This is a genomic window from Gordonia sp. (in: high G+C Gram-positive bacteria) (genome assembly GCF_012515855.1).
GTDB lineage: Bacteria > Actinomycetota > Actinomycetes > Mycobacteriales > Mycobacteriaceae > Gordonia.
In genome coordinates this window covers 1-25,058 of the sequence record NZ_JAAYXO010000104.1, presented here as the reverse complement: position 1 = coordinate 25,058, position 25,058 = coordinate 1, and the positions used below count along the sequence as shown (strand labels likewise).

The following is a 25,058-nucleotide window of genomic DNA, read 5'->3' as shown; positions in this document are numbered from 1 at the left end:
CACCGGGTAGGCAGGCGTCGCCTACATGAAGACCAACATCAGTCCGACGCCGATGAAGAGCACGCCGAAGAGCAGGTTCAGACGGCGCCGGCCGCGCGCGGTGCTGGTGAGGCGGCGGAAGGCGCGGCCGACGAGCGCGAAGAAGAGCCACATGATCAGGACGTCGACGACGACGATGGTCACGCCGATCTGGGCGTACTGGGTGGCGATGTCGTGCTCGGTCCGCACGAAGCCGGGGATGAATGCCACGAGGAAGACGATGGCTTTCGGGTTGAGGAGATTGACCCAGACTCCGCGGGTGAACATCGACCACGCCGACTCGTCGACCGTACTCCGAGGAGAGTCGTCGTCGGTCTCTGTTCTTGCTCGGATCTGCTGAATGCCCAGGTAGATGAGGTAGGCGGCGCCCACGTAGCGGATCACCGCAAACGCGGTCGGTGATTTGGCGATCACCAGGCCGAGGCCCAGCGCGACGATCACCAGCTGGATCAGCAGGGCTAGCTGCTGCCCGAGGATGCCCCAGATGGACCGGCGGAAGCCGACGTTGAGCGCGTTGTTCATCGTGTTGATGGCGCCTGCGCCCGGGGTGAGGCTGATGAGCAGGCATGCGCCCAGCAGCGCGAACCAGGTGGACGCGGTCACGTGATCTGCTGCAGGACCTGGAAGGCCGCAGCGACCACGATCGCGTTGAAGAAGAAGGCGACGACGCTGTGAACGAGCACTGCTCGACGCGCCTGTCTGGTGATCACGTGCACGTCCGATACCGAGAAGCTGGTGCCGATGGTGAACGAGAAGTAGATCATCTCCGGATAATCGGGATGGGGCTCACCCGGTACATGGAAGGGCGGGGCGTCGGGCTTCGCCCTGTCCAGCAGTGTCATGTACACGTTCACGAAACTGGCGTTGAGCAGCGCCCACGAGATGATGATTCCGGCGACGCCGAGCACGCGGAGGCCGCCGACGTCGTACCCGTCCTCGACGAGACTCTTGCCGACCAGCGCCAAGAGTGCGGCGTTGATACCCGCGACACTGGCTGCGAGCGGCATCAACCACGACAGCCACTGGAAGATTCCGGTGCGGCTGTCGGAGGCGCCGCGCATGGTCATCCGCTGGCTGAGGAGCCAGGCCGCTACGATGTAGGCCACGGCGGTGACTTCCCAGATCACCATCAGAATCAAAGAGTCCGCGAAGACGCTGACCAACGACAGTGCGACGAGGACTGAATCGGCGACGGTGGCGGCGAATCCGGCCATGCGGGAGCGACGATCCACGCGGTTGTGCATGTCGAGAAGCGTACGTGGGTCGGTGGCGAGCCGCGAAGCAAGCCGCGCTGAATTGACCCTTGACCCATACCCCCTATGGGTATACCTTCGGTTCATGGCACACACGGAGAGCGGCGCGACGCATCACCCGGCGGATGCGATCCACGAGCATGGAGAAGCGGCCCACCACGGGTCGCATGCCGGGAATGAGGCTCACTCGAGCCACGACGTCCACGACGGCCATGCGGAGCACCACGGTGACGACTCGCCGGGCCGTGACTCACACTCGGGCCATGACTCCCACGGGGGTCACGCCGGTCATGTCGCCGTGTTCCGGCGACTCTTCTGGACGATGGCCGCCGTCGCGGTGCCGGTGGTCGTCTTCGACCCGATGTTCGCCGACCTCTTCGGCTACGACGTCCCGAGCTGGGCGCGCTGGATCGCGCCGGTTCTGGGCACGGTGGTCTACCTGTGGGGCGGTCGACCGTTCCTGACCGGCGCGGTCGAGGAGATCCGTGCCCGCAAGCCCGGAATGATGCTTCTCATCGGCCTCGCGATCACCGTCGCGTTCATCTCCTCGTGGGGATCGACCCTGGGACTGCTGAGCCACGAACTGAGCTTCTGGTGGGAGCTCGCTCTCCTCGTGGTGATCATGCTGCTCGGCCACTGGATCGAGATGGCCTCGCTGGCCCAGACCACGTCGGCGCTCGACTCCTTGGCAGCCCTGCTGCCGGACGAAGCCGAAGTGGTCGAGGGCGACGAGACCCGTCGTGTGGCGCCCGCCGATATCCGGCTCGGCGACATCGTCCTCGTCCGTCCGGGCGCTTCCATCCCGGCCGACGGAACGGTCGTCGACGGGACGGCCGACGTCGACGAATCGATGGTCACGGGGGAGTCCCGCACCGTCTCCCGGACCATCGGTGATGCGGTAGTCGCAGGAACCGTCGCCACCGACTCCGGACTTCGTATCCGGGTGACCGCAGTCGGGGATGACACCGCGCTGGCGGGCATCGCCCGCATGGTCGCCGACGCGCAGGCGTCCTCGTCGAAGGCGCAGCGTCTGGCCGACCGCGCCGCAGGCTGGCTCTTCTGGTTCGCGCTCGGATCCGCTGCCCTCACCGCGGTGATCTGGATGGCCCTGGGCATGCCCGACAACGCCGTGATCCGAGTGATCACCGTGCTGGTTATCGCCTGCCCCCACGCCCTCGGTCTCGCCATTCCGCTGGTCGTCTCGATCGCCACCGAACGCGCCGCCCGCGGAGGCGTCCTGGTGAAGGACCGGTTGGCTCTGGAGCGGATGCGGTCGGTCGACACCGTCCTGTTCGACAAGACCGGCACGCTCACCAAGGGAGCGCCGACGGTCGTCGAGGTGATGACGGCAGGCGAGCACACCGACGACGAGGTCCTCGCGCTGGCCGCGGCCGCCGAGTCCGACAGCGAACACCCGCTCGCTGTCGCGATCGTCGGTGCGGCCGCCGAGCGCGCACTGCCGGTGCCCGCCGCCACCGAGTTCACCTCGGAGCCCGCAACCGGCGTCGCAGCCACGGTCGACGGAGTTCGGGTGGAGGTCGGCGGGCCGCGGATGCTCGCGCTGCATGGAGCGGACGAACTCGAGGTCGCCGACCGCTGGCGCACCGAGGGCGCCATCATCCTCCACGTGGTGAGCGACGGTCGGGTGGTCGGCGCGCTGAAGCTGGCCGACGACATCCGTCCCGAGTCCCGCGACGCGGTGAACGCCCTGCACCGGCTCGGCGTCGAGGTCGTGATGATCACCGGCGACGCCCAGGCCGTGGCGCAGACGGTGGCCGCCGAACTCGGCGTCGACCGCGTGTACGCCGGAGTCCGGCCGGAGGACAAGGCGGGCAAGGTGGCCGAGCTCCAGGCGGAGGGTCGCGTGGTCGCCATGGTCGGCGACGGCGTCAACGACGCCCCGGCCCTCGCCACCGCCGACGTCGGCATCGCCATCGGTGCGGGCACAGACGTCGCCATCGCCTCCGCCGGAGTGGTACTCGCGAGCTCGGATCCCCGCTCGGTGCTGTCGGTGATCGAACTGTCGCGCGCCGGCTACCGCAAGATGAAGGAGAACCTGTGGTGGGCGGCGGGCTACAACCTGATCTCCGTCCCGCTGGCCGCGGGCGTGCTGGCTCCCATCGGCTTCGTGATGCCGATGAGCGTCGGCGCCATCCTGATGTCGGTGTCGACGATCGTCGTCGCGCTCAACTCGCAGTTGCTGCGTCGCCTCGATCTCGATCCGGCCGCCAGCACCGCGCGCGTACTCGCGTAGGCGGAGTTCGTCGGACCGGGGACCGGGGGATCAGCGCAGGACGAAGTCGTCCCAGTTGGTCGCCAGGTAGTTCAGGAACGCCGGTCCGACGGACTCCGATCGCATGTGGTCGGCCGAGACCGGATGCGCAATAGACGCGAAACCCGGGTCCGCGACCACCTTGGCCGCGAAGTCGTGATGCAGGATCCCGCCGGTGCCGATGAGAACGAAGTCGGCGCCGGCGGCGAGGCATTCGGCCACCTGGGCACCGCTGAGGATCTTGCCCGCCACGCCGAGGCGGGTGTCGGCACGCGGCAGCTCGGCGAACAGATCCAGCAGCCGTCGGCCGCGGTGGGCCTCTTCGTGCGGCTCCTTGAACGCGTCCCACAGCGACATGTCGAGGTAGTCCAGCTGCCCGGCCCCGAGTGCCTGGGATGCCAGTTCGAGACCTTCTGCCAGGGGAATGCCGTACCGCTCGGGCGACAGGCGCAGGCCCACCTGGAAGTCGGGGCCGGTGGCCCGACGGACCGCGTCGACCACCTCGTGCACGATGCGGAAGCGGTTGTCGGCGCTGCCGCCGTACCTGTCGCTGCGCTGATTGCTGCGGCCGTCGAGGAACTGGCCGATCAGGTACCCGTGGGCGCCGTGAATCTCCGCGCCGTCGAACCCTGCGCGTTCTGCGAGCGCTGCCGCGTCGGCGAAATCGGTCACGACCGCTTCCACCTCCGCGGTGGTCATCGCCACCGCATTCTTGGCTTCCTCGGTCCAGGGCGCGGCGCGCAGCGGGTCGAGCTGACCGTCACCGCGTCGTCCGCCGTGCTGCAGCTGAATGGACGAGACGGTTCCCGCCTCGCGCAGGCCGCGCGCCAGGCGCTGCAGGCCGTCGAAGTGTTGCGGTCCGCTCACGCCGAGCTGGCCGTCGAAGCTGTGTCCCCTCTCGGTGACCCAGGCCGCGCACGTCATGACCATGCCGAACCCGCCCTGCCCGCGACGGACCAGCCAATCATGCTCGTCGTCGGTGAGGGTGCCATCGGCGTTGCTCTGCAGATTGGTCAGCGGCGCCAGCGCGATGCGGTTGGCCCAGGCCGGGCCGCGAGTGAAAGCGAGGGGAGAGGCGGCAGTCGTCATCACGTCAGCCTATCGGCCGCGTGCGACGGCGACGATCGTGCCCGGCGGCCGAGTACCGTCGAACCGATGGGATCATGAACGCCATCAAGGCGGTGATGGCGACGGCCTCCCGTGCCGACGGCGAAGACGCACGAGCTCGCGAGGCCCGCTGGCAACGTGATCGGTTGCCCCCGCGAGTTCGCGAGCTCGTGCTCGACGATCAGCGTCTGCGCAACGACATCTGCTGGTCGGTCTTCGACCCGATCAGTTCCTGATCACTCGCATGGGCCCGGGTGTCCACAGCCCGCTGCGATCGGCGTCGGTCAGGGTCAGCTCGGCGTCGCGCTGAGGCAGCAGCGGGGTATAGCGCTGCAACGATCCCCAGTCCCGTGCCCAGTCGTTCTTCAGGTACGCGGGGATCTCGGTGGGACTCAACTCGTTCTCGGTGATGCCGAGTGGACCGCCGTAGTCGCCCGCCATCCAGCGGGCTGAGTTCACTCGCTCGCCCTCGGCGTCGGGCGTGACGCGCCACTTGGGGGTCTCCAGCACGCCGTGGACCACCGCTGCCGGACGCTGGCACGGGAACGCGAAGGCGACCTCCCAGTCCAGGAGCACCGGATCCTCACGCCCGACGAGCTCGTTGAGGGTCTTCAGCTTGGTCGAACGCGGTGGGGTCACTGCCAGCCAGGCGTCAACGCTCGGCGAGGTGTCTTCGGCGACCACACGCACCACCGTCGCTCCGCCGGGGATCTGGTCCATCGGGAAGCTCACGTTGCGCCACTCCGGTGCCCCGCCCGCGTCGTGCGGAATCAGCGACGCGACGGTCGTGACAGTGCCGTCGGCACCGACGCGGCCGGCCTCCAGGCGCAGGGACTGGCCCTTGCGCATCACCGCGAGCGCATCGATCGTCTCGATCTTGCCCGCCACCGACATCGTCACCAGCGGTCGGTCGGCCGACCGCTTCGGCAGCTGATACCAGTCCGACGTCAGATGCCCCATGCCGGTCTCGGTGCCGTAGGTGCCGAGGACCGGGACGCGCTTCTGGTCCAGGCCGAACGGGAGCTTGACCGACGAGCCGTTGACCCCCTTGGTCCGGGTGGTGCCACCGCTGGTGTCCGACGACGAGGTGGTCTCGGTGAGGTCGGTCGCCGACTCGCGCTGACTGTCGTCGACCGGCTGCGCGGACTGCGTGTCGGTGTCGTCGGACCCTTCGGACGCCTCCTCCTCGGTCTCCAGGTGCGACGGCACACCGTCTGGACTGAACCCCGAAGGGATCGGTCCACCGGCGAGGGCCTGAGCGATGCCCGGCGCGGCGCGGCCCGACAGCGCTGCCGGAGCCAGGAGTCCTTCGTTCGGATCCGGCTCCACCAGGACTGCTTCGGCGAGGGCGCACGGCTTGCCCCGGAAGGTGTCGATGTTCGAGCTGGCCCAACTCCACGAGTCGGCCTGGGTCCGGGTCGCCTTGCCGTACGAGATCATGTTGAACAGCAGGATCGAGGCCGACATGATGACGAGCGCGTACATCGGCAGCTTGTCCAGAGCGCGGGATGCGCCGCGAAGATACGGAGCGGGCTCCGGTCGCTCGTCGCCGGTCTGCGCGCGAGCGTCGTCGCGGTAGTAATGCCAGATGCCGAGCGCGGTCAGTGCCACGGCCACGGCGAAGATCGGCCAGAACAGTTCGATGCCCGCCACGTGCGGGGTGTCGTCGGCCCACGGGATGCCGTAACTGCCGACGTACCACCACTGATTCCGACCGGCGAAGGCCACGGCGAGCGCGTACGCGGCGGCCGCGGCGAAGAACGTCCGGTTGCAGCGGCGTCGCACGATGCTCGGCTGGAGGAAGGCCGTCGCCGCAGCTGCCAACGGGCCGGCGAGGGAGGCGAAGATGCCCATCTGGTGGGTCGCCTTGGTCGGCACGAACGCCAGGACGGCGACAGCGCCGCCGGTGACGGCGACCAGGCGCCACACCGCAGCGGTCGCGACCCCGGAGACGTTGCGCTTGCGCACCAGCACCAGGACCACCAGCAGGACGGCCAGGATGGTGACGAAGATGCCGACACGCCGCGCAATCGAACCGTCGGGCGTGGGGTTCAGCAGGATGTACCAGCGCATGGCCTCGTTGGACCACTTGTTGGTCGGTCCGACGACGCCCTGGGCCTCGATGCCTTCCAGGATGGTCGCGATCGGCTGATCGGCGAAGATCTCGTACATCACCAGCAGCCCGGAGGCGGTCGTCGGGATCAGGATCGGCCACAGTCCGATGTCGCCGCGGCGGGACTTCAGACGACGCAGCATCGGCCGCAGGCCGGCCACCAGGGCGACGGCGGCGACGGCGCCGACCGGGTGAATCGTCAGCGTGAATGCCGCCGACACGATGGCCAGCGCATAGGGGACGAAACGGCCCGTCGCGATCGCGCGCTCCACCAGCACCCAGGTGAGAAGGATGCCCAGCGTGATCGCCGGCTCGACGCGGAGACCGTTGTTGAACGGCATCCAGACGGCGAGGAAGGCGAGGGCAGCAGCCCACCGGGCCACGGAGTCCGAGCGCAGGGTGCGGCCCAGGCGCGGGATGGCGATCCGGCTGATCAGGAACCACGTCGCGATGGCGAACAGGAACGGCAGGAGACGCAGCCACGGGATGGCGGTGCTGACTTCCATCCACTTCGCGAGGTACTGGTAATGCCAGCCGAACGGATCCTGCGGCACGCCGAAGTAGCGGTAGTAGTTGTCCAGATATCCTGCTCCGGGCGCCACGCGCCCGACCGTCACCTGATAGCCGTCGTCGGCAGTGTTGCCGCCGATCATCAGCCACAGCGCCAGGACCGCGGTGACGAAACCGTCCAGGACGGTCGGCCGCCACCAGCGGGTCGGGAGGAGCCGACGGATCTTGCGGCCGTCGCGCGCGTCGAGAACCGCAAGGGCGATGATCGAGGCGATCGTCGACAGCACGCCGATGATCAGCAGGGTCAGCTTGAGGGGAGTCGGGCTGGTGCTGAAGCGGGTGTCGACGGTCGACCGGAAGCTCAACCCGTCGGTGGGCGCGGTCTTGGGCAGATCGGTGTAGACCCCGATGATCTGCGGCCGCATGTTGGAGTCCTGGATATCGAAATTCGCATCTTCGACCGGAAGGCCTTCAACGCCACCCCGGGTACCGGAGGTGTCCGCGTGCACGACGATCGCGCAGTCGGCGGACGCCTGCGCGGCGGCCCGCGGCACCGACAAGAGCACCGCGCCGCGCTGGGTCACGAGCAGATTGTCGTGGGTGGCGGTGATGAACAGCCCCACCTGACGGGCTTCGAGGCCGGTCTTGGGAACCGTCGACAGCAGCACGCCGCCGTCCTCGGGGAGCAGCGATGCCAGCGAGCACGGCACGGCGACGTCCATCGACAGCGGGTTGAACGCCACATTGGGCGCCGCGATGTTCGCCACCGTCGGCGGCGCGCCGGCCGATGCGGCCTGCGGCCAACTGATCTCGGTGTCGGTGTAGGTGACCGGCAGCAGTGGTGCGGCCGCGGCCAGCAGGATGCCGATCAGTCCGGTCACGACGGCCACGATCTTGGCGGTGGCGAGGGTGCGTGCCGACCGTTCGGTGGTGCTCGAAGTGGTGTCAGTCATCGGCTTCTCCCGTCACGATGGTGCTGGTGGTGTGCCAGCCGAACTGTCGTGACGTGGTCGTGGTGAGGTGCGCCGGGGGAGCCTCGGGCACCAGCGGTGTGAGCTTCAGCAGGTTGCCCCAGTCGCGATACCAGTCGTTCTCCAGGTAGGTCGCGACGGTCGACGACTGCGTGAGTGCGTCGGAGACCGCGAGGATGCCGCCCGCGGAGGCCCGCTGCCAACTCTTGGACTTCGAGAACGTGGTCGCCCGGTCCGGCGTGATCCGCCACTGCGGGACGGTGAAGACGCCGTCGCGCGCGGTGATCGGTTGCTGGCACGGGAACTGGCTGCCGACGGAGAGATCGAGCAGCACGGGATCGTCGCTGCCGACGACCTCCTGGAGCGTGCTCAACCGGGGAGCGCGGGGAGGGGTCACCGCCAGCCATTCGTCGGGGTTCAGGTTCGAGTCGACGGCGACGATCCGCATGGTGGTGGCGTTCGCCGGAATCGCCGCCATCGGGATGCGAAGATTGCGCCACGGGCGGTTCGCATGGTCGGGCCCGGCGTCGATCGGGATGAACGGCGCGCCGACGGTCTGAAACTCGCCGCCCACCTGGGTGCCGAACTCCACCTTCAGATCGCGTCCGCCGATCGGGGCGCCGTCCTGGCCGACCGAGAAGATCGAACCCGCTGCCGAGATGACGATCAGCGGTGAGGCGTCGCGCTGCGGAAGGCGGTACCAGTCCGACGTCAGCGACGCGGTGCCGTTGTCGAAGCCGTGACTGCCGAGGACCGGGGTGGTTGCGGGATCGAGCCCGAACGGCAGGGCGACCGTCGAACCGTTGATCGTGCGCGGTCCGAATCCGCCGGTGGTCCCGGCGGGCGCGCCCTTGGCGGTGTACGAGCTGCCCGGTTTCGGCGCGGTGTGGATGGTGCCTGCGCCGAGTCGGACCGGTTCGGGGTCCAGATCGAAGGCCACGCCGTCGGGGGTGAATCCGACGGATTCGCCCGCAAGCGTTTTGGAGACGTCCTTCTGGGCGACGGGTTGGAGCATGCCCGCGTTGGCGTTCGGCTCCACCAGCACACGATCGGCCATGCCGCACGTGTTGCCGCTGAGGGCCCGCATGTTGGCGCTGAATGCCGTGTAGGTGTCGCTGCGGTCGAGCGCGGCGCGGCCGAAGAGCGCGAACTCGCCCAGGACCAGCGCTGCGGTGATCACGACCACCGGGACGCCGGCGATGAGTCGCCGGCGGCGGACCACGGTCGAGGTCGGTGCCTGCCGGTCCGTGGGCCGCACGCACACCCACAGCAGGACCGCGAACGAGACGGCGGTGAGTCCGAGGAACAGTGTCGAGACCGGCTGGCCGGCGATCACCGGAGGTTTGTCGAACCACGGGATGCCGTAGTCGTAACCCCAGCCCCACGCGTTGTTACCGGAGGTGGCGACCGCACACGCCCCGAGCAGAACGGTGACGTAGGTCCACAGCACGCGCGGAGAGTTCCCGGCCACGGCGATCAGCGCTGCGGTCGCGACCACCGTCAGGGCCGCGCCGATCCCCGCGAACACGCCGAACTGGACGGTCCACTTGGTCGGCACGAACGACAGCAGACCGATGGTCAGCAGAACCGCGCCGATCAGACGCCACACCGGTCCCGGAGCGAAGCCGGCGAGACGACGGTGACGCAGCATCAGCGAGACCCCGGCGCCGAGCGCGACCACGAGCAACAGGACCGGGATCCGCTTCATCAGCGCGCCGTCGGGCGTGCCGACCGTCATGAAGTAGTACCGCATCAGTTCCTGGTACCAGGACAGCGTCGGACCCACCGTGTAGCGCACTCGGATCGCCTCGACGACGTTCGCCAGGGTCTGCGTGCGGAAGACGAGGAACACGATCAACGACGCCGCCGCGGCGAGCGACGCGAACAGGGGGAGCAGGCCGTACTCGCGGCGCAGCGAGCGCACGATCCGGAGCATCGGTCGCGAGCCGACGATCAGAACGGCCACCGCGACCACGCCCTGCGGTCCGGCCGCGAGCGTCAGCAACGCGGCGAAGGTGGCGAGCGCTGCGGGAAGCAGCCGTCGCGTGGCGATCGCCGACTCCACCAGCCACCAGGTGACCAGCGAACCCAGCACGATGATCGGCTCGGCGCGCAGCCCGCTGCAGAAGGCGATCCAGAAGGCCACGAACACGGCGGCACCGCTGAACACGGCCCACTTCGATCCGCGGACCGCGGGTCCGAGCCGAGGGATCAGGACGCGGCTGAGGATGAACCACGACAGCAGGCCGGCGACGAGAGCAGGCAACCGCATCCAGATGCCCGCGGAGCTGATGGTGGCCCAATGCGAGAGGAACGAGTAGTACCAGTCGAACGGTGCCTCGGCGATGCCGAAGAAGCGGTAGTAGTCCGAGAGGTATCCGGCGTCGGACGCATTGCGGCCCATCACCTGGATGTAGCCGTCGTCGGACGTTCCGGCGGCGAGGAAGTGCCACACGACCAGGGCCGCGGTGACGACGAGGTCGGTGGCGCTCGGGGCGGCCAGATGCAACAGTCGGCGACGCGACCGGAGCACTCCGCGCAGGCGCGCGACGGCGTCGAGCTTCGCGAGGGCGATGAGCGCGATCAGGGCGGCGATCACGCCGATGACGATTACGGCGGTCTTGATCCACGTTCGGGAGACGTCGAAGGCGTTGTCGACGTCGATGTGCACGCTCAGGTCGGCCTGAGCAGCGCGGACGGCGTCACCGGAGAGGGAGGTGAACACGCCTGCGACGAGTGGGCGATTCAGGGGGTCGCCGCGGGCGGGTGGGCCCGAGCCCACGAACTGGGCGCCCATCGCCGATTCGTCGGCCCAGAACTTCAGTTCCTGACAATTGTTCAGCGCGGCGCGGTCGGCGGTGGCGAGCACCGAGTTCGCGACCACCACGCGCACTCCGGACGCGCCGGCGCTGATCGAGAGCGCCCGATCGCGAATCTCCCGCGGCGCCGACGAGGGCGCCGTGGCCACGATCACGGTGTCGGTGCCGGATGCTGCCGCCTTCTGGAGGACGCTGCAACCGATCGCGATGGTGAGATCGTTCGCGGTCTGCGCGGCCAGGGGCGCGACCACCGAACCGTTGTCGGTGGCCAACTGCTGTCCGTTCGGCCAGTCAATCGACGCCGATTGCGCCGTGACCGGCAGAAACGGGGTAGCGAGGGCGGCGACGATCGCAACCAGACCGGCGATCGTGGCGACGACCGAATACCGTCGCGCGGCCTCTCTCTGTGAAGTACTCATCGCAAGTGAGGATAGGCGAGGGTACTTAACCTTCTCCAAGAGCGTTGCGACGCGTCGGGCCGCAACGCCGTCGATTCAGGGGCGCGGATGCACGTTGTACCGACTCAGGATGGACACGCGGTTGAACGCGTTGATCGACGTCGCACCCCAGATCACCGCGGAGATCTGCTCCGCATCCAGCACATCGGCCGCACGCTCGTACGCGCAGTCGGCGGTGTCGTGGTCGGGGAGATTCGTCACCATCTCGGCGAGTTCGAGGGCCGCGCGTGTCTCGTCGTCGTACAGGTTCGGCGCATCGCGCCAGGCGGAGAGCACGGCCAACTGCTGCTCGGTGACTCCCGCGGCGATCGCGTCTTCGCGATGTACGGAGAGGCAGAACGCGCACCCGTTGAGCTGGGAGCAGTGCATGTTCACCAGTTCCATGGTCGCGCGGCTGATGCCTGCCGCCTCGGCGGCCGCTGCGACTTTGGTGGAGACCTTGACCAGCGCCTTGTACGCGGCGGGTGTCTGCTTGTCGATACTGACGCGAGGAGTGGGCATGGAGTCACCGTAGCCGGAGCATTCGGTGCCCGACGGCTCGGCGGACGCGAGAGATCACGGTGCGGACGTCGACGCCGCCTCCGTCGAACTCGAAAAGGAGTAGTCCTCCAGCGGGAAGCGCGCGGCGTCCCACATGGTCTCCAGGGTCGACGACGGGCGCAGGGGCACGTCGCCGCGGTCGTCGAAGTAGTAGCTGTTGGCGGTGGAGCACTGTCCCTGGAAGAAGATCTGCTTGTCGCGGCGGCCGAGGACCGAGGCGAAGTAGTCGGCGTTGGCCTGCTCGGTGACCTCGACCCGCGTCGCGCCGCGCTTCCGCGCCGCGGTGAGCACTCGGATGATGTGGTTGGTCTGCGTCTCGATGAGATTGAAGTATGACGCCCCGTTGTACCCGTAGGGACCGAGGATCGAGAACAGATTCGGGAACGCCGGGACGCTGACGCCGTGATACGCCTGGAACCGGTTGGTGGTCCAGAAGGTCTCGAGGTCGGTGCCGTCGACCCCGGACACCGGGAACGGCGGCATGTTGCTCTTGTCGAACACCTTGAATCCGGTGGCGAGGATCAGCACGTCGACCCGGTGCTCGGTGCCGCTCTCGGTCCGGACGCCGTCGGGGGTGATCGCCGCGATCGGATCGGTCTCGAGGTAGACGTCGGGACGGTTGAAGGCCTGCAGATACGAGTTGGAGAAGCTAGGGCGCTTGCAGCCGAGCGAGTAGTTCGGGGTCAGCTTGCGGCGGACGTCGGGGTCGGTCACCGATCGGCGCAGATGCAGGTGTCCGAGTTTCTCGCCGACCGACGCGGTCGGAACGTAACCGTGGAAGTGCGCGGCAAGCGGAAAGGTGACCTCGACGTACGACTGGCTCACCAGTCGCGCCAGCGCCTTGGAGCCGGGGATCGCTCCCAGCGCGGTGCGCAGCGGCCACGGCAGCGGCGCGTCGGGCTTGGGCAGGCACCAGATCGGCGTGCGCTGGAACACCGTCAAATGCTTCACCGTCGGGGCGATCGTCGGGATCACCTGCACCGCGGACGCGCCGGTCCCGATGATGGCGACGCGCTTGTCCGTCAGATCGACGTCGTGATCCCAGCGGGCGGTGTGCATCACCGTGCCCGCGAAGTCGTCGACCCCGTCGATCTCCGGCTTCTTCGGTATGGTGAGGACTCCGGTGGCCGACACGATGTGTCTGCCGGTGACGGTGCGCCCGTCGTCGAGGCGGACCTCCCAGCGGTCGTGGGCGTCGTCGTAGGCGGCCGCGGTGACGCTGACGCCGAGTTCGCTGCGCCGCCGGACGTCGTACTTGTCGACGCAGTGTTCGGCGTAGGCCTTCAGTTCGGCGCCGGGCGCGTAGACGCGCGACCAGCCCGAGACCTGCTCGAAGGAGAACTGGTAGGAGAACGACGGGATGTCGACTCCGACGCCGGGATAGGTGTTCCAATGCCACGCGCCGCCGAACCCGTCGCCCGCCTCCAGGATCAGGTAGTCGTCGAATCCTGCCCTGTCGAGCATGATGGCGGCGCCGATGCCGGAGAGGCCGCCGCCGATGATGACGACGTCGTGGTCGGGTGAGTTCATCGAGACTGCTTCTTCGGGCGACGCGCGGGGGACGTCGAGTCGGCGGCGGTGGTGGGGTCGGGGGTGGTGAGGTCGGCGAACTGAGACGAGTCGCCGACGATGATGGTGTCGACGCGATACTCCACCCCGTCGGCGGAGCGGATGCCGTCGCGGACGATCGCGTAGGCGGGCCAGTGCACCACGCGGGTCCGCGGGTCGCGTAGAGCAGCAAAGTAGTTGGGGCTGACGACGGTGGGCGCGACGTCGAAGCGATGCGGGGTCAGTTGGCGGCGCTGCCAGCGGTCGCGGACCCCGCAACGCAGGTGGGAGCGCGCCACCAAGCGTCGCAGCGTTCGGCCCGGCACGTCGATCGGCGTCACCCACACCGTTCCCTCGGGGAAGAAGGTCACCGACTCCGCGGTGTGCAGAACCTCGGGCAGGATCGCCGCGGCTTCGGCGCCGGTGGCCAGGAGTGCGACGCGCTGGCCGGGGTAGTAAGTCTCGAACCAGCCGGTGCCGACGATCAGACGACCGTCGAAGCGCTCCTGCAGGTCTGCGTTGAGGGCCATCACGCGACCGCTTCGGCACTGAGGCCGTCGACCCACGACTGCGGCTTCGCGAGCAGTCTGCGCGGCACCCGGTCGGTGATGATCACCATCGGATCGCCGAGCAGCCGATGGTAGGGGTGCGAGCGGTCGACGATCATCTCGCCCATCGCCCGCAGGATATGGTATGAGACCAGCTTCCGGGTGTTCGGGCCGCGACCGCCGATCTTGCTGTAGCGCTTGATCGCGCTCATCAGTTTGCGCTCCTCCAAGCCCATCGCCACCACGTTGTTCCGCATCTTGCTGATCAGCGGGACGAACACGACGGTCAGCCCGACGGCGACGCGCGGGTCGAGTAGTGCCACTGCCTTGACGGCGTGGTCGACGGTGCTGCCCACCCCGATCAACTCCAGCACCTGGAAATCGGTGGCGATGTGGCGCGCCTCGTCGTTGTTGATGTGCCGGAAGACCTCGTGGCACAGCGGATCGTCGACCTCGTCGGTGAGGAACTTGACGAGTGCGCCGTCGAGCGCCACTTCGAGGAGTGGGATCAGGGCGGCGAGGCCTGCGAGCGGGAGGTCGTCGCCCCACGAGTCGAGGACCGTGATCGCCATCTTGACCTGGATGGTCGGCTCGGGGATCCGACCGTCGGGCAGCATGCCCCAGCGCTTCATCAGCGCCAGTTCGGCGTTGGCGTGTTTCTGTTCCTCGGCGTGGAAGTACCGGTAGATCTCACGGATGGTCGGTGTCGGCGCCTGTTTGGCGAGGGCCGCGAACCCGCGGGCGCCGATGTGCTCGATCCACACCAGATCGGCCATGAACGGCGCCATCCGCGCGCGGGTCTCGTCGGACATGGTCTCCGCCCCGGGCGCGTCCCAGTCGATGTCGGCCAGCGACCACTGCTTGTCTTTGATGGTCTGCAGCATGGCGTCGAAGTCGTAGCTCATGACACGTCAGCTCCTTCATCGGTGAACGGGGCGAGTCGGGCGAGGAGCCCGCCGACGCGCGCGTGCGTCGACGGGGCGAAACGCTTGGACAGCCAGATGGCCTTGGCGTCGAGTTGGGGGGACCACGTACAGCCGGCCCTTGTCGTGGGCGTCGAGCGTTGTGCGAGCCACCTTGTCCGGGGACATTCCGACGTACTTGGCGATGCCCGCGGCCGCATCGGCGGCCCCGGATTCGATCAACGGTCCGGTGAAGATGTTGGTCTTGACGAAGGTCGGGCACAGGACGGTGACGCGCAGACCGCTGCCCGCCAACTCGGTGGCCAGCGTCTCCGACAAACTCATCACGCCCGCTTTGCTCACGTTGTACGCGGCCATTCGGGGACCCGCGGCGAAACCCGCCGCGGAGGCGACGTTGATGATGCCGCCGTGTCCGTGCTCGCGCATCACAGGAACGAAGTGGTGGCAGCCGTAGATGGCACCCCACAGATTGATGCCGAGGGTTCGTTCCCAGTCGTCCAGGTCGGAGCGGCCCACCGTGTGACCGCCCGCGCCGATCCCGGCGTTGTTGATCAACAGGGTTGGCGCTCCGGCGAACCAGTCGATCGCCCGGTCGCGCAGCAACTCGATGTCGTCCGAGCGGCTCACGTCGCAGACGAACGCGATCGCGTCGCCGCCCTTCGCGGCGATCAGGTCGACGGTCTCTTTGGCCGACGCCGCGTCGATGTCGGCGCAGAGCACGTGGGCACCGCGCCGCGCGAGCTCGACGGCGAAGGCCCGGCCGATACCGCTGCCCGCTCCGGTCACCACCGCGCGGGCACTCTTGGTCACGGGTCGTGGGAATCCGATCATGCGGTGGCCTCCAAGTCGCGGTGCCCGGTGGTGGTCGGCAGGCGGCCGGTGATGAACTCGGCGATGTCGGACAGCGCGGCGTCGCTTTCGGGAAACACGGCGGTCATGGCCTGGAAGACGTGCATGAGGCCGGGCCAGACGCGGTGTTTCGCCTCGAAGCCCGCGGCACGGAGTCGCCTCGTCAGCTCGGTGCAGTCGCCTGCCAGCATCTCTCGAGATCCGTTGTGCACCAAGGTCGGCGGGAAGCAGTCGACGTCGGTGAAGTCGATGCGGGCGGCGTGGTGTGCGGCGGGGTGGTCGAAGTAGCCGCCGAGGGCGCGCTGCGCAACCGCAGCCGCGGCAAACGGGTCGCGTTCGATGCGATCGCGGATCGTCCCGCCGCGGAGCGTGGTGTCGACGAGCGGAGAGAGCGTCACCAGGGCCGCCGGCAGCGGTTCTCCTTCGCGGGCGAGTTGCAGGGCCAGCAGCAGGGCGAGGTGCCCACCCGCGGAGTCGCCCGCCACCACGACGCGTGCCGGGTCGTGGCCCTTCGCGAGCAGCCAGTCCCAGGCCGCCCGTGCGTCGTCGGACGCCGCAGGGAACCGCGCCGACGGTGCCAGCCGGTAGTCGATCGAGAACACCGGCAGCCCGGTGCGATCGGCGATCTGAGAGGTGAGGCCCCGGTGCGTGCGGCTGGAGCAGACGACGTACCCGCTGCCGTGGAGATAGAGGACGGCCCCGTCGCTCCGGGTGACGCGGGAGGTGCGCACCCACTCGCCACGGACGGTCGGCCCGGACACTCTCGGTTCCTCGACGCGTTCGAACCGCGCAGTCTTCAGCGGTGGCGACCCGAGGGCGAGGCCCGTGGCGATGAGCGAACGACCGGCAGTCGTCGCAACGCGCCCCGGTGGAAGCGCGTGCGAGAGGGGTCGCCACGTGAGGCTGAGCGCTCCCATCGCCACCCGTGATCGGAGCGACAAGCCGGGCGCCGCCCAGTTTTGCAGACCCATGTCTGCAGATTGCTCTCCGGTGTGATGAATGTCAAGATATTTCCTGTGGCACCTGCGAAAACGAAGCGCCCCTACGGCGGCAAGTCGGCCGACGAGCGGCGCGCCGGACGGCGCGCGGTGCTCTTGGAAGCGGCTCGCGCCCTCTGGTGCGAGAGCGGGTGGACGGCGGTCACGGTGCGCGGTGTCTGTGCCCGCGCGGCCCTGGCCGATCGCTACTTCTACGAGAGCTTCGCCGATCGGTCCGCGATCCTCGTCGCGGTGGGTGACGAGGTGCGCGGCGAGGCGATGACCTTGATTCTCGAAGCGGTCGAGCCGCATCTGCACGATTCGCCTCGGGTTCAACTCGAAGCCGCGGTGACCGCCGTCGTGGAGTTCGTCGCCACCGATCCCGGCTCCACCCAGATCTTCTTCGGCGACCACGGGGGCAGCGAACTACTGGAATCTCTCCGACGCACGATGATCGCCTCGGTGGTCGACGTCTTCCTGGCCTTCAGCGACGACTACCGCGAGCCCGGCTTCGACGAACGCGACTTCCGGATCGCCCTGCTGGTCGGCATCGGCGGCTTCGTCGAGACCGTCGGCGCTTGGCGGTCGGGAGCAATCGACGCCACAGCCGCAGAACTGGTGGCGAGCCTGATGCGCCTCGCCGACCGGATGGTCGTGGGCCAGCTGCGCTTCACATAGCGGACCTGCTGACTCGACCAGTGCGGGTGAGTCGTCGTGGTGGGTGGTGCGTTTCAGGGTGGTCGAGTGCCGCTGCGGCGCGGAGCCCGCATCGGTGTATCGAGACCGGCGGTGAGTTGTATTGGAGCGCTGGGGGTCTCGATACTCGTCGTTGCTCGCTGCGCTCGCAGCGCCGAACTCGACCAGCCTGTATCGGCACCGCTACGTACGGAGCCCGCATCGGTGTTTCGAGGTCGGGGCGTTGGGAAAGTGATCGATCTGCGCCCTGTGAGGGCGCTGATTGTTCAAGATTCTTGGGTCCGCGCGCACCGCGTGGTGGTCTCGATTCAGGGTGGGTTCTCGTCGTGCTGGGTGGTGCGTTTCAGGGTGGTCGAGTGCCGCTGCGGCGCGGAGCCCGCATCGGTGTATCGAGACCGGCGGTGAGTTGTATTGGGGCGCTGGGGGTCTCGATACTCGTCGTTGCTCGCTGCGCTCGCAGCGACGAACTCGACCAGCCTGTATCGGCACCGCAACGGTGTTTCGAGGCCGGGGGTGAGTTGTGCCGGGGTCTCGATTCTGGGCGGGATCGCTGCGCTCACTCGCCGACTCGACCAGCCTGGGGCGACCCCGTGCCGGGAATCTTCGGTCCAGGTGCGCTGTTGTCTCCGGACATGAGCGAAATCGAGTTTGGCCTTGACACTTTTGGCGGGCTCACCCGCGACGCGAACGGCGACCACCTTCCGCACGCGCAGGTGATCCGCGACATCGTGGAGGATGCCGTCGTCGCTGATCAGGCGGGTCTGGACTTCTTCGGTGTCGGCGAGCATCATCGCCCCGACTACGCGGTGTCGAGCCCGGAGATGGTGCTCGCCGCGATCGCCGGGCAGACCGAACGCATCCGCCTGGGATCGGCGGTCACGGTGCTCAGCTCCGACGACCCGGTCCGCGTGTTCGAACGGTTCGCCACGCTCGACGCGGTATCGGGCGGCCGGGCCGAGATCGTCGCCGGCCGTGGCTCGTTCACCGAGTCCTTCCCGCTCTTCGGCTACGACCTCCGCGACTACGAGGTCCTCTTCGAGGAGAAGCTCGCGCTGCTGGCCGAGCTGGTGAAGGAGGAGCCGGTGACGTGGCAGGGGAGCACCCGGGCCGGGCTGCAGGACCAACGCGTCTTTCCGACCACCGAGGACGGTCTCCGCGCGTGGGTCGGGGTGGGTGGAAGCCCGGAGTCGGTGGTGCGGACCGCACGCTACGGATTCGGTCTGTTCCTCGCGATCATCGGTGGCCCCGCCGAACGCTTCTCCGCCTACATCGATCTCTTCGAGCGGGCGCAGGACGAGTTCCAGGTTCCGCGACAGCCGGTGGCCGTGCACTCGCCCGGTCTGGTGGCCGACACCGACGAGCAGGCACGCGACCTGGTCCGCGACGGCTGGTTCGCCCTGCGCAAGCAGATGGGCCGCGAGCGCGGTTGGCCCGCACCGAACGCAGGCGACTTCGAGCGTGAGATCGAGACCGGCGCCCTGTACGTCGGGTCGCCGGAGACCGTCGCGGCCAAGATCGCTGCGACCGTGCAGGCGCTCGACGTCGACAGGTTCGACCTCAAGTACGACCAACCGGTGCAGCACGGCGACCACCTGCGGTCCATCGAGCTCTACGGATCCAAGGTGGTTCCGCTGGTCAAGGACATGCTCGCCTGACTGCCGTCAACCCGCAACACATCGGTGGCCCCGTCAATCGACGGGGCCACCGATGTCAGATCATGCTGCCGCCGTCGCGCTCACGACGGTGAGACGACCGTCGTGAACCTCGGTGATCTGGTCGAACGTCGTCAGCTGTGACCGATCATGGGTGACGAGGACGGTCGCGGTGTTGTTACTTCGCGTCAGCTCGGCGATCAGCGCGATGACGGCGGCGCCGCGTTCGTGATCGAGCGCGCTGGTGGGTTCGTCGACCAGCAGGACGGTCGGGTCGTTCATCAGGGCGCGGGCGATGTTCACGCGTTGCCGCTGTCCACCCGACAACTGGTGCGGACGACGATCGGCTTCGCGGGCCAGCCCGACGACATCGAGGAGCTCGTGCGCGCGGTCGCGGGCGCTGCGTGGCGACTTGCCGCGGATCTGGGTCATCACTTGCAGCTGCTCGGCGGCGGTCAGTGAGGCCAGGAGATTCGGCTGCTGGAAGACGATGCCGATCTTCTCGCGGCGCAGTTCGGCGAGCTGTCGGCGCGACATTCCGGCGGTGTCGGTCCCGTCGATGCGCACCGTGCCCGAGTCGGGGGTGATCAGGGTCGCGGCGACGGCCAACAGGCTCGACTTGCCCGACCCCGAGGGGCCGACGACGGCGGTCAGGCTGCCTCCGGGCACGTCGAGGCTGACGTTGTCGAGTGCGGTCAGCCGCGAGTCCCCGTCGGGGTAGGTGAGGGTGATGTCGGTCAGAGTGAGGCTCATCGTGCGCTCCCGAGGGCGGTCAGCGGATCAACCGAGGTGATCCGGTAGATGGACAGGGCGGCGCCGACGGCACCGAGGAGGATCATCACCGAGGCCGGAATCAAGACGGTCGCGGGAGTGAGGAGGAAGGGCACCGTTCCGGAGACCAGCGCTCCGAGACCTGCGGCGATCGCACTGCCGATCGCAGTGCCGCCGACCAGCAGGACGAAGGCCTGGCCGAGTGCGTCCTTCAGCAGGTTCGCGGTCGAGGCACCGAGGGCCTTGAGGATCGCGATGTCGCCGCTGCGCTGGATGGTCCAGACCGTGAAGAACGCTCCGACCACCAGTGCCGAGATGGCGAACAGGAACATGCGCATCAGCTGCAGCGAGCCGTTCTCCGAGGTGTACGAGCCGATTGCGGAGAGCGAGTCGTCGCGCGACACGGTCTCGGTGCCGATGGCGGTATCGCTCTGCGCGAGGTCGGCGTCGTCGTTGGTGGTCAGGGCGATGACGGTGGCGGTCGGGCCATTGCTGTTCTCCGTGGGCGGGGCCAGCTGCTGCCAGACGGTACGGCTGGTCCAGACCACCGGGGTGTGGCTGAACGACGCGTCACCGGCGGTCGCGGCGACCCTGAGCTCCTTGCCCGCGAGCATCACCGAGTCGCCGGTCGACAGGTCGAGGTCCTTGGCGGCGCCGCTGGACAGGACGAGGGCGTCGTCGGTGATCAGGTCGCTGTCGGGTGCGAGTCGCGATCCGGGCTCCACGCCGAAGATCGAGACGGCCGCGGTCCTGTTGTCCGCGCTGGCCTTGGTGGTCGTGATGCCCAGCGGCTCGGCGTCGGTGACGCCCGGCGCGTCCGACCACTCCTCCCACTGCTGCTGCGTGACAGTGGAGTTCGTGTACGAGATCTTCTGCCCGTCTGCGGGCTTCTGGAACGCGATCTCGTTCGCGGGCAGGCCAGTGATGGCGGAGATGTTCTGCTGCGCCAAGCCTCCGGTGAGCCCGGACAGCAGTCCCACCAGTACGGTGATGAGCACGATGACGCCGCCCATGAGGGCGAATCGTCCCTTCGCGAACTTCAGGTCTCTCCAGGCGACAAACACGGTGTGGGCCAGTCCTTTCCGGTGTCCAACAGGTATGCTCCACTCTCTCGCGCACACGGGTGCCCGCGCGTCGCCCGCAAGGGCACACTCTGCGCGCCGAAGGTTGACCTTGGGCTTATAACTTTCGATGGAGGGCGTGCGGCCGACGCACTCCGTAAGCTGGAGCCACTGTGACCGTCCCTTCCTCGCCGCCTCCCTCCGTGACACCCGATTCACCGTTTCCGACGCCGACGCCACGCGCCCTCGACTGGTGCGTGCATCTGCTGGTGGTGGGCCTCCTGGCGCTTGCCGCCGTCCGTGCGGTGCTCGGTGAGCTGCCGCACCCCGCTGCGTGTGTGGCGGCAGTGGTGATCTGTGGCGTCGTCTACGCCGTCGGGACGACGCTGCCCGTGGTTCGCACGTCGCGCCGAGCCGCTGCGTTGTGGTTGGCGGCGCTCGGCGCGGCCTGGTTGCTCCTGCTCGTGCTGACCCCGGACGCGATCTGGTTCGCCTTCCCACTCTTCTTCCTGCAACTGCACCTGCTGCCGCCGCGGAGCGGACTGCTCGCCGTGATCGTGACGACCGTCATCGCGGTGACCGGGTTCGCCGTCCATCAGGGGGAGTTCAATCCGGCCATGGCGATCGGGCCGGCTCTGGGCGCCGCGGTGGCCGTGACCGTCGTCTGGGGCTACCAAGCGCTCTACCGAGAGAGTGATCGACGACGCGCACTGATCGAGGAACTGACCGCCACCCGGGCAGACCTCGCCGCCGCACAGCACACCGCCGGCGTCTCGGCCGAACGCGATCGGCTGGCTCGCGAGATCCACGACACCCTGGCGCAGGGCTTCTCGAGCATTCAGCTTCTGCTCCACGCCGCCGAGCGAGCGCTGCCGACCAACCCGGAGAATGCGGCCCGTTACGTCGTGCAGGCCCGCGAGGCGGCCGGCGACAACCTCGCCGAGGCACGACGCTTCGTCGCCGCCCTCACCCCTCCGTCGCTCGACGACAGCACCCTCGCCGCGGCCGTCGAACGTCTCTGCACGACCACCGGCGACCGCCACCGCATCGCAGTGCGTTTCCGGTTGATCGGCACCCCTGTTCCGCTGCCGACGGCACGCGAGGTGGCGGTGCTGCGCATCGCGCAATCGGCATTGGCCAACGCGGTTCGGCACTCGGGTGCCGCCTCGATCGACGTGGAGCTGAAGTACGACGGCTTCGGCGTCGGCCTCGGCGTGGCCGATGACGGGTGCGGCTTCGATCAGGACGCGGTGACAGCGCATGATTCGATCAACGGCGGATTCGGTCTGCCCGCGATGCGCGCCCGCGCACACGCGGTCGACGGCACCCTGGTGGTCGACTCCGCGGAAGGTCGCGGGACCACGGTGCGGGCACGGATCCCGCACGCCGACGTCGAGCCGGAGGAGACCCATGAGTGAGGCAGGGATGACCGATACTGGGTTGACCGACCCAGGGATTCGACTGCTGCTGGCCGATGACCACCCCATCGTCCGCGCCGGTCTGCGCGCGGTCTTGGAGACCGAAGCCGACTTGATCGTCGTCGACGAAGCCGCGACCGCCGAGGCCGCCGTGGAGAGGGCCGCGGTCGGCGATATCGACGTGGTCCTGATGGATCTCCAGTTCGGCAAGGGGATGGGCGGCGCGGAGGCGACAGCTCAGATCACCGCCCGACACGACGCACCGCGCGTGCTCATCGTGACCACCTACGACTCCGACGCCGACACCCTCCCTGCGATCGAAGCGGGCGCCACCGGATACCTGCTGAAAGACGCGCCGCCGGAGGACCTGGTGGCTGCAGTCCGCACCGCCGCGGCCGGACGCACAACGTTGGCCCCCACCGTCGCCGACCGCCTGATGAATCGGCTTCGACTGCCGAGCACCGCCCTCACGCGACGCGAGACCGAAGTCCTCGGCCTGGTGGCCGACGGACTCTCGAACAGTGCGATCGCCGGCAACCTGCATCTCACGGAGGGCACCGTGAAATCTCACCTCGCCCGCATCTTCGTCAAGCTCGACGTCGATTCGCGGACTGCTGCCGTCGCCGCGGCCACCAGTCTCGGCATCATCCGCCGCTGAATCGTTCAGGTGCAGCCGGTGGTGATCGCGACCAGCCACGGAACCGCGACCGCAGTGCTGAGCAACACCAGGATCATGCTTTGCGCGGACGTCGCCAGGATGGTTGTGCGGCTGCGCGGTGCGGGATCTTCGCGCAGCAGCGTCCGGATCCGATGGGGGCCGACCGCGTGCAGCACGCCGGCCTGCGACGTCGACGAAGCCGCCGAATGAGTGCGCAGCCGTAGCAGGGCGGACACCAGCGGCCGGGTGCCCGCACGATTCCGTGCGGCATCGTCGGCCGCGATCTCCAGGTACAACGGGATCGCTGCGGTGGCGGCGCGGATGAACGGGATCGGTCGCAGAACTCGCCCGATGTGCAGGCTGAGTGCGGCGATCAGGTGATGGCGCTGCGACAGATGCGCCTGCTCGTGGGCCAAGACGGCGTCGAGTTCGTCGCCGTCGAGAAGGGCCAGGGCGCCGCTGCTCATCACGATTCCGCCATGGCGTGCAGGCAGCGCGAATGCCTCGGCGCCGGGGTCGTCGGTGACGAGCACGTCGTGGCCGCGGATCAACGTTCGCTCGGCTCGCCCGCGGACCTGCGCCGCGGTGCGTGCGGCATCGATTCCTCCGCGGCGGTGCGTGTCGCAACAAAGACCAGCGCGGTGCCGATCAGCACCGCAGGCCCCGCCAAGATGACGAAGGTCGGTACCCCGGTGCTGAAGACCGGATCGATCCAGGGGCTCGACGACTGCAGACACTGGCGGCAGAAGTCGACGGCCCCGCCGCCGGACTGCCCGGTGGTCATCCACGCGAACAGCGGGCCCAGCAACATGAAGGCGATGAGCCAGATGGCGACGCCACCGCCGATCACGGCAACCGCGGTTCGCGGATACCGCGACAGCGCCGGAGCTGCGATCTCGAGCAGGCGCGGCCCGGCGAACGCTGCGACCAGCAGCGTTCCGATCAGCAGGACCGGCAGCAGTCCGAGTGTCACGGTTGTCCCTCGGCGTGCGGCCGTTCCAGATATCTGCGCAGGAGGTCGGCGTCGTCGTCGGAAATGGTGTCGACGAAGTGCAGGATCGATGCGGCGCGGTCCTTGCTCGACGAGAGTGCCTGGTTCATCAGATTCGCGGCGTGCTCGTCGCGGCTGGTTCGCGCCGAATAGTGGACCGACCGGCGTCGACGCTGTGCGGAGACCAGCTTCTTGCGCTCCAGGTTCCGCAGGACCGTCGCGATGGTCGTGTAGGCGTTCGCCGCGGGCAAGGCGTCGATGATCTCCCGCACCGACGACGCGCCGTTGTCCCAGAGCACGTCCATCACCTGCTGTTCCAGCGAACCGAGACGGAGCGGCTGATCGCTCATGCGTTGCTCCAAGCCGGGGTGGGGCAGTACTGGCGCGTCTGCAGTCGCACGGCCAGGCCGGTCCAGAGGAGTGCGATGCCCAACACCGCCAGCACCGGCTGGAACGGGGCGAACCACGTCAGGGCTCCGGTGTAGCCGAAGGCGAGCAGTGCCAACTTGTTGCACACCGGGCAGCCGACGGCGAACCACGAGACAGTGGCGCCCATGATGGCGAACTTGCCGGGACGACTGTCGTCGTCGGTGTCGTCACTCGACGCCGGGAGCTCTCGCCCGGTGCGGACGTAGGTGGCGGCAAGGAGGCCGGAGAGCACCGCGGTGATCACCAGCACCGGGTAGTTCCAGGCGACCGGCGCGATCTCGCGGCCGAAGACGCTGTTCGGAATCAGGACCGTCGCCACCCCGATCACGACTGCCACCAGGGCGGCGACGACGACGGCGACCACGGCTTGACGTGCGGTCGCGTCGCGGATCGCACGCCCAACCAGACGGGGGGATTCGCGGAGTGCCTTCACGGTCACAACAGAGACGGGCATG

General features: G+C 68.4%; 22 protein-coding genes and 1 pseudogene. 6 read left to right on the top strand and 17 right to left on the bottom strand.

Annotated elements, in window-relative coordinates; genetic code table 11:
- Positions 1-21: 21 nt before the first annotated feature.
- Together GX543_RS07640 and GX543_RS07635 are read right to left on the bottom strand one after the other, a co-directional pair.
- Positions 22-642, bottom strand: a complete 621-nt coding sequence (locus tag GX543_RS07640; RefSeq protein ID WP_290851047.1) for a LysE family transporter — start codon at positions 640-642, stop codon at positions 22-24.
- Positions 639-1,283 (bottom strand): DUF1345 domain-containing protein, encoded by a 645-nt coding sequence (locus tag GX543_RS07635; RefSeq protein WP_290851046.1) that lies wholly within the window; start codon positions 1,281-1,283, stop codon positions 639-641. Before GX543_RS07635 ends, GX543_RS07640 begins: the two co-directional genes overlap by 4 nt.
- A 94-nt stretch (positions 1,284-1,377) precedes the next feature.
- Between GX543_RS07635 and GX543_RS07630 the strand changes: the two genes are divergently transcribed.
- The gene (locus tag GX543_RS07630) at positions 1,378-3,546 is read left to right on the top strand and encodes a heavy metal translocating P-type ATPase (protein WP_290851044.1); all 2,169 of its coding nucleotides are present in this window, start codon (positions 1,378-1,380) and stop codon (positions 3,544-3,546) included.
- A 30-nt stretch (positions 3,547-3,576) separates the two neighbouring features.
- Here the strand turns inward: GX543_RS07630 and GX543_RS07625 are convergent, their stop codons facing one another.
- On the bottom strand, positions 3,577-4,653 hold the full coding sequence (locus GX543_RS07625; protein WP_290851043.1) for an NADH:flavin oxidoreductase: 1,077 nt from the start codon (positions 4,651-4,653) through the stop codon (positions 3,577-3,579).
- 74 nt (positions 4,654-4,727) lie between these two features.
- On the opposite strand from GX543_RS07625, the gene GX543_RS07620 reads away from it, so the two are divergent.
- Positions 4,728-4,907: a hypothetical protein gene (locus tag GX543_RS07620; protein WP_290851081.1), complete on the top strand. Its 180-nt coding sequence runs from the start codon at positions 4,728-4,730 to the stop codon at positions 4,905-4,907.
- On the opposite strand, the gene GX543_RS07615 is transcribed toward GX543_RS07620, so the two are convergent.
- From GX543_RS07615 to GX543_RS07580, 8 genes and pseudogenes are all read right to left on the bottom strand, one after another.
- A complete protein-coding gene (locus tag GX543_RS07615; protein WP_290851042.1) occupies positions 4,897-8,247 on the bottom strand; it encodes an arabinosyltransferase domain-containing protein in 3,351 nt (1,116 codons plus the stop codon). The two genes, GX543_RS07620 and GX543_RS07615, sit on opposite strands and share 11 nt — an antisense overlap.
- Positions 8,240-11,503 (bottom strand): arabinosyltransferase domain-containing protein, encoded by a 3,264-nt coding sequence (locus GX543_RS07610; RefSeq protein ID WP_290851040.1) that lies wholly within the window; start codon positions 11,501-11,503, stop codon positions 8,240-8,242. Before GX543_RS07610 ends, GX543_RS07615 begins: the two co-directional genes overlap by 8 nt.
- A 75-nt stretch (positions 11,504-11,578) precedes the next feature.
- Complete coding sequence (locus GX543_RS07605) at positions 11,579-12,043, bottom strand: carboxymuconolactone decarboxylase family protein (RefSeq protein ID WP_290851039.1); 465 nt, start codon at positions 12,041-12,043, stop codon at positions 11,579-11,581.
- 54 nt (positions 12,044-12,097) lie between these two features.
- Positions 12,098-13,612 (bottom strand): NAD(P)/FAD-dependent oxidoreductase, encoded by a 1,515-nt coding sequence (locus tag GX543_RS07600; protein WP_290851038.1) that lies wholly within the window; start codon positions 13,610-13,612, stop codon positions 12,098-12,100.
- Positions 13,609-14,160: a hypothetical protein gene (locus GX543_RS07595; RefSeq protein ID WP_290851036.1), complete on the bottom strand. Its 552-nt coding sequence runs from the start codon at positions 14,158-14,160 to the stop codon at positions 13,609-13,611. Before GX543_RS07595 ends, GX543_RS07600 begins: the two co-directional genes overlap by 4 nt.
- A complete protein-coding gene (locus GX543_RS07590) occupies positions 14,160-15,083 on the bottom strand; it encodes a ferritin-like domain-containing protein (RefSeq protein WP_290851035.1) in 924 nt (307 codons plus the stop codon). The genes GX543_RS07595 and GX543_RS07590 overlap by 1 nt, the downstream gene beginning before the upstream one ends.
- Positions 15,080-15,932 (bottom strand): annotated as a pseudogene (locus GX543_RS07585) (SDR family NAD(P)-dependent oxidoreductase). Before GX543_RS07585 ends, GX543_RS07590 begins: the two are co-directional and overlap by 4 nt.
- Positions 15,929-16,711 (bottom strand): alpha/beta hydrolase, encoded by a 783-nt coding sequence (locus GX543_RS07580; protein ID WP_290851034.1) that lies wholly within the window; start codon positions 16,709-16,711, stop codon positions 15,929-15,931. The pseudogene GX543_RS07585 and the gene GX543_RS07580 overlap by 4 nt, the downstream one beginning before the upstream one ends.
- Positions 16,712-16,966: 255 nt before the next feature.
- Here GX543_RS07580 and GX543_RS07575 point away from each other — a divergent pair, with 255 nt between their 5' ends.
- Both GX543_RS07575 and GX543_RS07570 read left to right on the top strand, forming a co-directional pair.
- Entirely contained in the window at positions 16,967-17,605 is a 639-nt protein-coding gene (locus GX543_RS07575) for a TetR family transcriptional regulator (protein ID WP_290851032.1), read from the top strand.
- Positions 17,606-18,255: 650 nt separating this feature from the next.
- Complete coding sequence (locus tag GX543_RS07570; RefSeq protein ID WP_290851030.1) at positions 18,256-19,278, top strand: Atu2307/SP_0267 family LLM class monooxygenase; 1,023 nt, start codon at positions 18,256-18,258, stop codon at positions 19,276-19,278.
- A gap of 60 nt (positions 19,279-19,338) precedes the next feature.
- On the opposite strand, the gene GX543_RS07565 is transcribed toward GX543_RS07570, so the two are convergent.
- Both GX543_RS07565 and GX543_RS07560 read right to left on the bottom strand, forming a co-directional pair.
- Entirely contained in the window at positions 19,339-20,028 is a 690-nt protein-coding gene (locus GX543_RS07565) for an ABC transporter ATP-binding protein (RefSeq protein WP_290851028.1), read from the bottom strand.
- Positions 20,025-21,110, bottom strand: coding sequence for an ABC transporter permease (locus tag GX543_RS07560; RefSeq protein ID WP_290851026.1), 1,086 nt, complete (start codon positions 21,108-21,110; stop codon positions 20,025-20,027). Before GX543_RS07560 ends, GX543_RS07565 begins: the two co-directional genes overlap by 4 nt.
- A gap of 200 nt (positions 21,111-21,310) precedes the next feature.
- Here GX543_RS07560 and GX543_RS07555 point away from each other — a divergent pair, with 200 nt between their 5' ends.
- Positions 21,311-22,525: a sensor histidine kinase gene (locus GX543_RS07555; RefSeq protein WP_290851024.1), complete on the top strand. Its 1,215-nt coding sequence runs from the start codon at positions 21,311-21,313 to the stop codon at positions 22,523-22,525.
- Positions 22,518-23,183 (top strand): response regulator transcription factor, encoded by a 666-nt coding sequence (locus GX543_RS07550; protein ID WP_290851023.1) that lies wholly within the window; start codon positions 22,518-22,520, stop codon positions 23,181-23,183. Before GX543_RS07555 ends, GX543_RS07550 begins: the two co-directional genes overlap by 8 nt.
- A gap of 5 nt (positions 23,184-23,188) precedes the next feature.
- Here the strand turns inward: GX543_RS07550 and GX543_RS07545 are convergent, their stop codons facing one another.
- The 4 genes from GX543_RS07545 to GX543_RS07530 form a co-directional block, all read right to left on the bottom strand.
- On the bottom strand, positions 23,189-23,734 hold the full coding sequence (locus GX543_RS07545; protein WP_290851021.1) for a M56 family metallopeptidase: 546 nt from the start codon (positions 23,732-23,734) through the stop codon (positions 23,189-23,191).
- Complete coding sequence (locus GX543_RS07540) at positions 23,731-24,156, bottom strand: hypothetical protein (RefSeq protein WP_290851019.1); 426 nt, start codon at positions 24,154-24,156, stop codon at positions 23,731-23,733. The genes GX543_RS07545 and GX543_RS07540 overlap by 4 nt, the downstream gene beginning before the upstream one ends.
- Positions 24,153-24,524, bottom strand: a complete 372-nt coding sequence (locus tag GX543_RS07535; RefSeq protein WP_290851017.1) for a BlaI/MecI/CopY family transcriptional regulator — start codon at positions 24,522-24,524, stop codon at positions 24,153-24,155. The genes GX543_RS07540 and GX543_RS07535 overlap by 4 nt, the downstream gene beginning before the upstream one ends.
- Positions 24,521-25,058, bottom strand: a 538-nt coding sequence (locus tag GX543_RS07530; protein ID WP_290851015.1) for a hypothetical protein, incomplete at its 5' end; no start/stop codon positions are given. The genes GX543_RS07530 and GX543_RS07535, both read right to left, overlap by 4 nt.